This window comes from Pseudomonas imrae, from assembly GCF_046352735.2.
GTDB lineage: Bacteria > Pseudomonadota > Gammaproteobacteria > Pseudomonadales > Pseudomonadaceae > Aquipseudomonas > Aquipseudomonas imrae.
Genome location: NZ_CP110853.2, coordinates 977,906 through 989,721, shown reverse-complemented (window position 1 = coordinate 989,721; position 11,816 = coordinate 977,906). Strand labels below are relative to the sequence as shown.

Below are 11,816 nucleotides of genomic sequence, written 5' to 3'. Positions count from 1 at the left end.
GCCTGACGCGATATACGCTATACGCTACATTTAATAAAGCTCAAAATCGCAACGATCGTGTCCGGCTTAACGTGTGCTGCTTTCTCTTTTAGAGGTTCATATGTTCAAAGCATTAATCGTTGATGACCATCCGTTCATTCGCGCCTCCGTAAAGGCGTTGCTGGGGGCTGAGCAGTTTGAAATTGTGGCGGAGGCTGATAATGGCGTAGACGCTTTGCACCTGGCGCGTGAACATGTTCCGGATCTGATCCTACTTGATATATCCATGCCGCTTCTCGACGGCATGGACGTTATCAGCCGCATCGTTACCTCGGGGTTGCCCTGTAAAATCCTGGTACTGACCTCCTTGGAGGCGTCTTTTTACGCTTGGCGCTGCATGAATGCAGGAGCGTCTGGTTACGTCTCAAAGACCGGAAACCTTGAAGAGTTGACCCGGGCGATCAAGGCGATCATGGACGGTTACAGCTATTTTCCAGTGCTGGCCAACAGTTCTGTACGCGCCGCTGATAACCAGGCGAACGAGCATGACTTGATTCGCAACCTGTCCAACCGCGAACTGACTATTTTGCAGCAACTGGCTCGGGGCTTCAGCAACAAGGAAATTGGTGATGCCATGCTACTGAGCAACAAGACCATCAGTACTTATAAAACCCGATTGATTGAAAAGCTCAACGTAAAGTCAGTGGTCTATCTTGCCGATTTTGCCAAGCGCAATAATCTTCTCTAAATATGAAACGGATATTCGGATTTCTTATCGTTTTACTGTGTGTCCCCCCCTTTATTCAAGCAGCGCATCCTCCTGACAGAATCGAGTCATTGAAATTGTTGGGACGCTCCCATCTCACTGGAATGAACCTGAAGCTATCGGGTGCCGAACAGCGTTTGTTGAACAACAAAAAAAAATTGCGCATCGGGGTGGCCATTACCGACTCTGCACCGTTGGGATTAAATGCAGGCGCCCATGATTACGAGGGCGTGACAGCCGATTATGTAGAATTACTCGCCGACCTGTTGCATATCGAAGTTCAGGTTCAACGTTATCCGAGCCGTGCGCAAGCGATACAGGCGCTCAAAAGAGGTGAGCTGGACTTGCTGGGGACCGCCAGTGATGTCAATGCAGCGGATCCCGAACTGGCGGTTTCAAGGTCCTATTTCGACGAGCAACCTGTACTCGTCAAGCGTCGCAGTCACAGCGCGGAGCTACCTAAAGATCTCAGAGGGCAACGCCTGGCAGTGTCTGAACAGAGTCAGCTGCTTTCTGAGGTCAGAAAGCATTACCCGTTAACCGAACTGCAGGTTTATCCGACAGATCTGGATGCCATCAGCGCCGTCGCTTTTGAGCAGGCTGACGTGTACCTCGGTGGGGCAATTACTTCCAACTATTTGATCAGCAGAAACTTTCTGCACGATGTTCATCTAACGGATTTCGCGAACCTGGAGGTGATCACCATCGGTTTTGCTTTACGGCTTGAAGACCAGCAGTTGCTCGGAATCATTAACAAGGCGCTGGCCGTCATACCCGCAGAAGAAACCTTGACGATCATGCGACGATGGGGCGGGGATATGATCACCATGCATGACCGTGGCTCCGTTGATTTGAGCCCCAAAGAGCAGCGCTGGCTTACGGATCATCAAAAATTAAGGGCTGGGGTGCTTGAGAACAGCCCACCGCTGTCCTTTTTTGATCCGGATGGGAGCTTTCGCGGTATCAATGCCGATCTGCTGGCGATGATTCGTCGCCGTACGGGCCTTACCTTCGAAGTGATACGTGCTAAAACAATCGATGACCTTGTGGAATTAGCCAAAAATGGCGAGGTTGATTTCATCACAGTCTTTCAGCAGAACTACGGCAATAGCGATCTACGGTTCACTCGATCCTACTTGACCAACCCCTATGTGTTAAGCACTCGTGATGGCGATGGGCAATTTGGCTATTTGGAGGGCTTGGTCGGCAAGCGTCTAGCAATCAGTAAAGGGAGCGGCGTACGTGATTACATCAGCTCGTATTACCCTCGTATCACTTTGATTGATGTGGATGATATTGATGACGGACTGGCGCTGGTGGCTCAGGGTAAGGCAGATGCCACAGTCTCTATCCTAGTCAATGCCCGTTATCTTATCGCAACTCGGTATCCATCCAACCTACGCGTGAGTGGATCCCTTAGTGCTCCGCCCGCGCAAATTTCACTTGCCACCAGTCGCACTGCGTTGGAACTGCATTCGGTCCTGGACAAGGTGATGATGAGCATTTCCCCGCAGGAGTTGAACGAGCTGACCAGTCGTTGGCGTGGTGAAATTGCAGTGGACAATAAACGCACACAGGCCAATCAAGCGGAAATCATCCGGGGTGCGGTTATCGCCACGATCTTGTTAGTGGCGGCGCTCGGTTGGATTATCTACTTGCGACGCCTGATTCAGAAACGTGCAGTGGCCGAACGGGCACTGAACGAACAAATGGAGTTCATGCGAGTACTGATCGATGGGTTGCCCCACCCTATCTACGTACGAGATCGCCAGACACGAATGCTATTGTGCAATCAACGCTATCTAGAAGCGATTGGCACTACCCGTGAGCAGATTATTGGCACACGGCCATCAGAAATCACCCTCGCCGAATCAAATATCGGTGCCGTGTTCGAACAGCACTACCTGGAGGTCATGGAGGGAGGCCAGGAGCTGATAACTGACCGCCAACTATCGTTTTCCGATGGCCAGGTTATTACGGCCTTTCACTGGATCCTGCCGTTTCGCGACAACTCGGGCGAGGTCAAGGGCATCATTGCCGGGTGGATCGATATCAGTGAGCGCGAGCGCTTGCTTGCGCAACTCAAAGACGCCAAGCAGGGCGCCGATAAAGCCAATCGAGCAAAAACCACTTTCTTGGCGACCATGAGCCATGAAATACGCACCCCAATGAACGCGGTGGTCGGCATGCTGGAGTTGGCCATGAAAAAGGCCGACCAAGGCATTCTCGACCGCTTTGCCATTGAAGTGGCATCGGGCGCTGCGCGAGGACTTCTGGAACTGATCGGCGACATACTGGATGTGGTGCGCATCGAATCCGAGCGCTTGACGCTGGTACCACAACGGGCCGCGCTCAAAGAGCTTGTGGTGTCGGCGGTACGGGTATTCGAAGGCCTGGCCCGGCAGAAACAGTTGAACCTTGTGTTGTCATTCGATGAACAAGCCAACCAGGACGTTCTGATCGACCCGCTACGATTCAAGCAGGTACTGTCCAACCTGATCGGTAACGCCATCAAGTTCACCAGTGTCGGGCAGGTGCAGGTCTGTGTAGAGGTCACGCACCCAATCAACAACCAGCGCATGGGTATTCAGGTACTGGTGCGCGATACCGGGATGGGTATCTCCCCGGACGACCAGCAGCGGCTGTTTGTGCCATTCAACCAGGCCAGCCATTCGAGTGCCGGGGGGTCAGGCTTGGGGCTGGCGATCAGCCGCAAACTGTGTTCGATGATGCAGGGTGAGTTGAACCTCACCAGCGTATTGGGGCAAGGCACACAAATGGAAGTATTGCTGGAACTGGAGGTTCTTGCGCCATTACCAACCTCCAGGCCGGAGCCCGTGTTACCCGAAGTCGGCAAGGTATTAAAAGTGCTGGTGGTGGATGATTATCCAGCCAATCGTTTGCTGTTATCCCAGCAGTTGAGTTACCTGGGACACACGGTCGGTGACGAGCCGGACGGAGCCCATGGCTTGCGCGCCTGGCGCAATGGGCATTTCGACGTGGTGATTACCGACTGCAATATGCCGGTGATGACAGGCTACGAACTTGCCCGGGCGATCCGCGCCGAGGAATCCGCCTCGGGTGCGGCACCTTGCCTGATCCTGGGTTTTACCGCCAACGCGCAGCCGGAGGAAAAAGACCGTTGCCTGGAGGCCGGCATGGATGATTGTTTGTTCAAGCCCATCAGCATGAAGGACCTGACCGCACGGTTGTCCGGTGTGGAGTCGGTGTTCGACGACGCAACGGATGTCGATGAGCCGATGCAATTAACCGACGAGCTTGATCTGAGCAGCCTCGAACAATTGGCCCACGGTAACCCGACACTGGTTAATAGCTTGCTGCAGGATTTGGCCAGCAGTAATGAGGAAGATCTACTACGGCTGCTCAAGCTCTTCAGCGATCACGACTTGACCGGGCTGTCCGACCTGGGGCATCGGGTCAAGGGTGGAGCGCGCATTATCAAGGCACATCGACTGATCCACTGCTGTGAGCAGTTGCAAGCTGACTGTAACGGACATGACGCCGTGCGTTTGACCCAATCGGTGGATGCACTGCACGAGGCGATGGAGGCATTGGGGCAGCGTCTGGAAGAGTTGATGGCTGCCACGTAAGGAAGTCTGGCAGCGCTTGCGTACCGTGGAATGACCAACGACCCCGCTGTATCGAGGGGTAGTTGGCTGATCAAACAAAGTTGAGGATCATTGATAAATGATGTTTAACGTAGCCGTTGCCCTGACTTCGCCACTGGTGAGTTGAGCGGGACTGTAAGGGAAGTAGTAAGCCCCCATGCCAATAGAGAAATTGCTCTCAACGACAGCGCCGGCAGCGGCACTGAAAATGGATGTAGCATTTCCTCGGTTCAAGGTGGACGTAGAAAAGACAACCGGTGCGTTGGGGGTCTCGCGCTTGGTGACTTTTATGCCGACTCCTTGTGCCGCACCAGGTGAATTGCTCATCAACACGCTGTTATCAGATGAAAGTAGATTGTTGCTGGATAAAAACATGTCAATTGCACGGTCGGTACTGCCGTTGGCCAGCAGATTGCTGCAACTAAAATTCAAAGTAAACGGTGTATAACCTGGTTGAGAAATTTTTGTCAGCTGCGCAATACCAATTTTAGGAAGATTCACCATCAACCCTGCGTTATTGAAGTTGCAGGTGGCCATCTTGGGCGTGTAAGTAATTGTGAGGTTTTGTGAGAACATATCTCGCTGATCTAAAGGCCAGTGTTGGAATAAACTCGCCACCCAAACAACGACCTTGCCGAGAAAAGCAACCCAAGAGCCAATGGTCTCCCAAAAAGTCATTCCAGACGTGTCTCTCGCAATTGCGACATTATTAAATCGCCCAGTGTTGCCACTGACCTTAAGCCTGGGATCACCACCGTCCATTAGGGTAAAGCGTAGAGTAAAGGGGGTGCTCAACTCTGAGGACACGTGATCGCCCGAGCGCAGCGTCCTATTCTGAATGGGATCTATGACCTCTGCTCGTATCCAGTGTTTTCCGTCGTCCAGTCCAACTGCTATTACCTTAGAGCGGTCTGACATTGGAAAATTGTACTCAAATATGGATTCAGTAGTGCAGTTAAAACCAAATGAGCCAAAATTACTGGAAATAGTTTGCGTCCAGACACGATTTCTTTCACTGAGCTTGTCTGAAAGGTCAATTAATATATCCGGACCGTATCGGGTTACTCCGCTGTAGCAGACCGCGTAGCTGGCACTGCTGAATAGCCCCGTTAACAAAAACAGAAAGACAAATCTACTCATGATAATTAACTATCTCGTATTAATGGCAGGCATTGTGAGAGGTGTTCACCGCGAAATCAGGCTGGCGGATAATACAACTGCCGTTGCTCAGCCTCACCTCCAGATAATCGGGTTTCTCCGCAGATTTGATATACAGGGTGCTGGCTTGACCAATAAAACCTATAGATTGACCTGACTCATCTAATACTTCAGCGCCGAAAGGCAGAGGACCGCCATCTGCTTTGCGAGCCGGCACGATGTAAGACTGCCGTTGATCTGTCTCAAACTTCACATGATTGACCGTGCCGGCAAACGGAACCGTGTTGGCGATGTTTCCGATAATCTCTGCACCGGAACTGTTACCGCTGTCGGACAACGTAACTGAGTTCAGTCGATAAGGTGTCGCGTACGGAACCAGCGCCAAGCCATCTTTGTTGGTGACGATACTTTGGTCACCATTGACCATCAGGCCTTCGGCCTTGGGGGCCTCGACGACCATCATGGTGCTGCCGATTTCATTGGAAGCCAGCACGTGCCCAGGAATCATCACGACGCTGCCTCGAGCAGCAAGGCCGGTTTGTCGATAATCGGACGATTCACCATAAGAGGCGCCCAGTGTCGAGGCATTGGCACGGTAAGAGGTGTTAACGCTGGCTGTGTTATTTCCACCGTCTTGATTACTGGCCGCCACGGTGTAACTCAAACGGTTCGATTCCAGCGCATTACCGCTCACGCTGACGTTGCTTTGCTGATAACGCGAGTCTACGAACGACGCGCCACTGTTCAGATATGCTCTGTTGCCGGCAATATCAAAGGGAACGGTCATTGAAAGATAAAAACGGGTCTCTTCGTCGCGATTGGAGTTCCTGACGCGGTTGGCCGAGATATTATAATTGATCTGGCCCACCGCGTTAGCATAGCCAAACTGGTATTCACGGCTCTTGCTATTGCTGGTCCAGTAGTCGCGTTGCGTCCCGGAGAAAAACACGGTGCCCCAGTTATCTTTCAAGCGCTGGTTCAGGCTTAAGTTGAAGGTGTTGCGTGGGCGCGCGCTTCGCAGGGCGTCCCAGGTATTCAAGTCGAGGATCGGAGCATCGTCTTCGTCAAGTCGCTTTCGATAGTCGCTGACTTGTCTTTCGAGCTCACGGTATCCCTCTTGGGAGTAAATGGCATCACTGAAGCTGTAGTAGCCTTCAGTCGAGTAACGATAGGCTGCCAAGCTGAAGTTAGTGGCCGTTACATCCAGGAACTTACTGTAGGACACGCGTACACTTTGACCACTTTTACTTTGGTTTTTTAACTGTGTGTCCGATTGGGTCACGTCAACCGAAACGGCACCAATCGGCAGGTTCAAGCCGCTGCCGACAAGATAGGCGCGGTAGTCATTGCTAAGGGTCGTTCCGGCATAGCCGGTCAACAAATTGTTCAGCCCGTATTGCAACGTACCCTGCACAAATCCTGGGTTGTAGTCGGTGTTGATCTGGTTGACATTACCCGCCACCAGACTGTACTTGCTGACACCTTCCTTGAGCATATTAGGCACGGCAGAAAACGGTACGCTGAACGACTGTTCGCGCCCGTCGGCCTCTTGGACCACTACTGTCAGGTCGCCGGCTGACCCGGTGGGCTGGATATTATCCAGCGTAAACGCGCCGGGTGGTACGTTCTCTTGATAAACCACATTACCGTTCTGGATGACTTTTACCAGGGCATTGGTTTGCGCGACGCCACGCACGATAGGCGAAAACCCTTGTTTGGAGCTGGGCAACATATTGATGTCGGAGGTCAGCGCCACGCCGCGCACTTTGATCGAGTCAAACAGATCGCCTGCAGAGTAGAAATCACCCAGCTTGAAGGTGGACTTGATAGAAGCGATATTCTTTTGAAGGTAGCGGGTGTTGTTTTGATACTTCAAGCTTTGTGACGAGCTTTTTCGGATTGAACTGTTTTCCCGAAATTGCCAACCGGCAAAATTAATACCGAAATCCAGGCCGGAATATAATTCGTCGCTGGACGAGCCGCCGTTTTTTGATTGCATGCTGTAATGCATGGCGTTATAGCCAAATAAAAACGCGGGTACGCCATGATCCCAAAATTTCGGGTCGACATAGCCCTCTTCTGAGCGATTTACGTAAGACTGGGGCACAGTCAATTTGAGGCTCAGCGTGCTGATGTCGAGAAGAAAAGAACCACCTTGGACCAATTGGCTGATTTGCAGGCTGTCCGTACCGGATTGGGCTGCGGGCAAGCCGCGCATGTTGATCCCAAGCAGTGCGGTATCGTCGTAACTGATTTTGATATCGTCTTTCACATCGCCGAACACTAACGTGTAGCGGCCTTTCCAGCTGCTATTGACATAAACATCAATATCCTGTTTGCCGGCAGGAATCTCTGAGCTTGCATAAAACCGTGACATATCCGATTCACGGGATTTGCCAGCCATCAGCGAGGTGTCAAAGGTTTCCGCGTAGGCTTTGCCCAGTAGAAACAGCGAGGACACCGTCAGGACTTTGATGAGGTTTTTTGGCTGTTTCATTCTGACTCTTTCACCTTATTGCGACGTTACAACTTTGGTTTTGTAAGCACCTAAATCATCGATATACAGCATGGTGTAGGGTGTGTTTTTACTGACCGGTTCTTTGCTTTCAACGAACACAGAGGAGAATGGCGCAACCATGACTGAATCAACGAGCAGGTGTTTTTTATCCTGCTGGTCAACATTGGCAAGCGTGAAAAAGTACGCACTTTTATTGACGACATTAAAACCCTTCGCTACCGCTTGCAGTTCGATACTGTCAATACTGGAGTTGGCGGTGGCTTTTAGTCCGCTCGGCCGATAAAACATTTTTATCCGAGACTTGATCGCCAGTTGTAACGTGTTGGTCCCCTGCAGGTTCTCCGGAGTAGGTGGAATATCCAGTACATTCAAAAAGAAAATCGACTCCCGATCAGCAGCCAGCGGGGCACCGACCTTGGTTATCCGGAGTTGCTGGCCGCTATCGCCAGATACCTTGACCACCGGTGGAGACAAGAGAAACGGAACATTCGCCGTCTCGGGGGTGGAGTTGATATCACCATCATCTATCCAGGCTTGAACCAAGGACGAATCGCTTCCATTGTTGATGAGTTGAACCACCACGTCTTTGTTTTTTTCTGGATAAATAACACGAGTGCCATTGATTACAATGTTGGCTTGTGCGGATACCGAGGCGAGCAGCAGCCCTACTATAAATAGTTGCTTTATCATGATTTCTTCCAGAACCAGGCCCATGGAGTGGGCCTGGTACACGGTACAAATTACAAGTAGGAAATGGTGTAAGTCAGGTTGGAGCTGAGAGCACCAACTTTGGCGGCGGCGACATTGGGTTTGTAGTAGTGTGCATCGAACACTACGGTCTCAGGTGTTGGCTCGGTCCCGGTAACGGCAGTGGTGAACGGCACGTTCAACTGAATTGGAGCGTTGGTGCCTGGTACTGTCAACGCGAAGCCGACGTTTTTGGCGACGCTGGTATCGCTTTCGTTTACCGAGTTGTTCAGCAAGTATTTACCGTCGGTGGAAATGTTGTCCGCAGACGAGAAATACATTTTCAACGGAGTGCCAGCCACGCCTGCGGCAGGGCTGCAACCGGAGAACGTCAACGAAAACGACTTCTTGTTTTTGGTTACCAGGCCAACATTGGTGCCGGCGTCCGTGACGGAGATAGGAGACAGTGCAACGGTGAAGTCTGCACTTTTACCGCCGTTGATAGTACAAGTAGTGTCGGTAACCGCGCCGCTGAAGGAAATAACACCACCGGCAGCGTTATCGGCGGCCATGACGTTTGCAGAGGTGAGTGCGGCGGCCAGTGCTACCAGGGAGAAAGCATGCTTGATCATTGGAACTCCGTTACTTTGTTAAGGTTTATTGGTATTTCTATCGCCAACAGCTCAACAGCGATATTGGCTTCGCATAACAACGTTTTTGAGGTGTGCATCATGTTGCGCCTGCACAATGTGACGAGCACCCAAGAAACCCAGCGAGGTACTGACATCACAAGAGCAATATTGCGTTGCGATGCTACTGATGCAACAACCTCGTTTTCTACTTTGCAAAACCAACGTATCTATACAAAGTAGAAAATCAAACTTCGGCATTCACTTAGAGTTGCGTGTCGCTTGTAAGGTGCATGTCGAATTGGCACTAGTTTGTCGGCCAACAAGGAAAACTCGTGTAGTCCCATTCCCCTGGCAATGTAGGAAATTTCCTTCGAAGGTACCATGCCCCCCTATTCGCTGATTGCGACGCCAGGGATTGCAGGAAATTTCCTACAGCTCGACGGGATATTTCTAGGACCTCGTACGCCAAAAGACAGCGAAAATAAGACATCCAACTAGATTGTGTTCAAGCAGGGTGCTGCGTACTTAGAGCGCGTAGACAAGCACGCTACTGGCTTGAAAAGCCTGGCACCTCATTTTTAGGGGAAGGGAAGTGTTTTATAGAAACACTTATGAATAAGGAGTATCGAGAGTCGACGTTTACCGTATTCCGGAGAGGTATTCATGCAATCGCCGCCATTACGCGTTCTAGTCTTGAACGATAATTTTTTTCAACGGGCTATCACCGTAAATATGTTGCGGCAACTGGGATGCGAACCTGTGTTCAGCTCATCGTCTGCCCATCATGCCTTACACACCCTGCACAGCGTCGGACCGGTAGATATTGCATTGTGCGATATGCAAAGGGGGGGGCTCGACAACCTTGATTTTTTACAGCGCGCGGCAGAAGACGGCCTGGTGCGCTCGGTAATCATCAACAGTTCGCTCGCTGAAGATATACGCAGAGCTGTGGGAAAACTGATGCCCTTGTTGGGGCTGAGGATGCTGGGAGAGCTGGGTCAGCCTCTGCAGTTTGATACGTTGAGCCGGCTGCTGAAAAGCCACTTGAGCCCGCCGACATCGCCAGCGGGTTTTCATCACGCGCATCTGATAGCCGATGAGGACGAGGTCTGCTGCGCAGTAAGACAAGGTCAGATGGAGACCTACTTCCAGCCAAAAATCAATCTGTTGAACAACCAAGCCTTTGGGGTCGAAGCGCTTACGCGTTGGAACCATCCGTCAAGTGGCCTGGTTTCGCCGGCAGTGTTTATGCCGACCATTGAACGTTGCGACTTGCTCAATGAGTTGTTTTTTGCCCAGCTCGATCATGGGCTGCAGCTGCAGCGATATTTCTTGATGCATGGCTTGCCCCTGAACGTTGCGTTCAACCTGCAGCCTTCGCAGCTTTGCGATGTGACTTTGGTCTCCAGGATTAAAGCAACCCTGGCGAGTTTCAAGCTGCCAGGAGCTGGAGTGACCTTCGAGTTGACGGAGACAGGGTTGGTGGAGGCATCGGCAATCTGCATGGAGAACCTGGTGCGTTTGCGCATGATGGGCTGCCGATTATCCATTGATGACTTTGGTAGCGGTTTTTCGTCTCTGCAACGCCTGTGTCAGTTGCCCTTCAACGAAATCAAGCTCGACGGTGAGTTCGTCCAGGCGCTTGGTGGTGACCCACGCTGCCGGGCGGTTATCAGCAGCACCCTCGCCTTGGGTAAATCCCTGGGCATGACAGTGGTCGCCGAAGGTATCGAAACACAGGAACAACACCACCAATTGATTGATCTGGGCTGCGTTCAAGGCCAAGGCTATTTCTTTGCCAAACCGATGACGAGGGATGAGCTGTGCGTGTGGTTTCATTCAAGAAAGCATCCGCCTGAAGAACGCAATGAACCACTGCCCATCACTTATCCATGACACTCCAAGCGAATCGGTACGCCGATATGAAGGATCAGCAATGCCAACACCGTCTTTACGGATACTGATTGTGGATGACCAGCCGGCGCAGCGCCTGAGCATCGAGAAAATGCTGAATCAACAGGGTTATCATCGAATAGCTCCAGTGGCTTGTTTCAAGGAGCTGCAGGCAATGCTCGAAAACGCGATAGAGCCTTTTGACCTGTTGCTAATCAACAGTGATCTTGCCGCGGATTTCGCGCTAGACCTGGATGATTTTTTTCGCCATTGCCCGGCCATTCGCCACACATTGATCTACAAAAACCTGCCGCTTCACGAGCAGGTCATGGTCCTGGCCCCCAGTTCGAAGGTGATCAAAACGCTCTCAAGACCGCCTGATAACCAGGCGCTAAAAAACCTGATGCAGATGATCGATCCGCAAAAGAGCAAAGCTACTCGCCGTCCTTGGCTGCGTAAGGTGCATTGAGTCTTGGGGCCCTTGTTACGTGAGCACAGCGCCTTTTCGATATCATTTCAAAAATGAAACGGCCTATCAGAAAGTAGGCCGTTTT

Annotated in this window: 8 protein-coding genes; 4 read left to right on the top strand and 4 right to left on the bottom strand. The window is 51.5% G+C overall.

The window, feature by feature from the left end; translation table 11 throughout:
- The first annotated feature begins 100 nt into the window (after nucleotides 1-100).
- Nucleotides 101-727: a response regulator gene (locus OQ460_RS04335; protein WP_410020654.1), complete on the top strand. Its 627-nt coding sequence runs from the start codon at nucleotides 101-103 to the stop codon at nucleotides 725-727.
- A gap of 2 nt (nucleotides 728-729) precedes the next feature.
- Nucleotides 730-4,356, top strand: coding sequence for an ATP-binding protein (locus OQ460_RS04330; protein WP_410020653.1), 3,627 nt, complete (start codon nucleotides 730-732; stop codon nucleotides 4,354-4,356).
- An 87-nt stretch (nucleotides 4,357-4,443) separates the two neighbouring features.
- Here the strand turns inward: OQ460_RS04330 and OQ460_RS04325 are convergent, their stop codons facing one another.
- Genes OQ460_RS04325 through OQ460_RS04310 form a run of 4 tightly spaced genes read right to left on the bottom strand, consistent with a single transcriptional unit; the run spans nucleotide 4,444 to nucleotide 9,369 of the window.
- A complete protein-coding gene (locus OQ460_RS04325; protein WP_410020652.1) occupies nucleotides 4,444-5,514 on the bottom strand; it encodes a fimbrial protein in 1,071 nt (356 codons plus the stop codon).
- A 19-nt stretch (nucleotides 5,515-5,533) separates the two neighbouring features.
- On the bottom strand, nucleotides 5,534-8,029 hold the full coding sequence (locus tag OQ460_RS04320; RefSeq protein ID WP_410020651.1) for a fimbria/pilus outer membrane usher protein: 2,496 nt from the start codon (nucleotides 8,027-8,029) through the stop codon (nucleotides 5,534-5,536).
- A 15-nt stretch (nucleotides 8,030-8,044) separates the two neighbouring features.
- A complete protein-coding gene (locus tag OQ460_RS04315) occupies nucleotides 8,045-8,764 on the bottom strand; it encodes a fimbrial biogenesis chaperone (RefSeq protein WP_410020650.1) in 720 nt (239 codons plus the stop codon).
- 26 nt (nucleotides 8,765-8,790) lie between these two features.
- Nucleotides 8,791-9,369, bottom strand: coding sequence for a fimbrial protein (locus tag OQ460_RS04310; protein ID WP_410020649.1), 579 nt, complete (start codon nucleotides 9,367-9,369; stop codon nucleotides 8,791-8,793).
- 663 nt (nucleotides 9,370-10,032) lie between these two features.
- Here OQ460_RS04310 and OQ460_RS04305 point away from each other — a divergent pair.
- Together OQ460_RS04305 and OQ460_RS04300 are read left to right on the top strand one after the other, a co-directional pair.
- Entirely contained in the window at nucleotides 10,033-11,265 is a 1,233-nt protein-coding gene (locus OQ460_RS04305) for an EAL domain-containing response regulator (protein WP_410020648.1), read from the top strand.
- Nucleotides 11,266-11,335: 70 nt separating this feature from the next.
- Complete coding sequence (locus tag OQ460_RS04300; protein ID WP_410020647.1) at nucleotides 11,336-11,731, top strand: chemotaxis protein CheY; 396 nt, start codon at nucleotides 11,336-11,338, stop codon at nucleotides 11,729-11,731.
- Nucleotides 11,732-11,816 lie beyond the last annotated feature (85 nt).

Excerpts from the sequence above, each read along its gene's own strand:
- OQ460_RS04320 (WP_410020651.1), bottom strand. The coding sequence starts at position 8,029 with ATGAAACAGCCAAAAAACCTCATCAAAGTCCTGACGGTGTCCTCGCTG.
- OQ460_RS04315 (WP_410020650.1), bottom strand. The coding sequence starts at position 8,764 with ATGGGCCTGGTTCTGGAAGAAATCATGATAAAGCAACTATTTATAGTA.
- OQ460_RS04330 (WP_410020653.1), top strand. The coding sequence starts at position 730 with ATGAAACGGATATTCGGATTTCTTATCGTTTTACTGTGTGTCCCCCCC.
- OQ460_RS04310 (WP_410020649.1), bottom strand. The coding sequence starts at position 9,369 with ATGATCAAGCATGCTTTCTCCCTGGTAGCACTGGCCGCCGCACTCACC.
- OQ460_RS04335 (WP_410020654.1), top strand. The coding sequence starts at position 101 with ATGTTCAAAGCATTAATCGTTGATGACCATCCGTTCATTCGCGCCTCC.
- OQ460_RS04325 (WP_410020652.1), bottom strand. The coding sequence starts at position 5,514 with ATGAGTAGATTTGTCTTTCTGTTTTTGTTAACGGGGCTATTCAGCAGT.
- OQ460_RS04305 (WP_410020648.1), top strand. The coding sequence starts at position 10,033 with ATGCAATCGCCGCCATTACGCGTTCTAGTCTTGAACGATAATTTTTTT.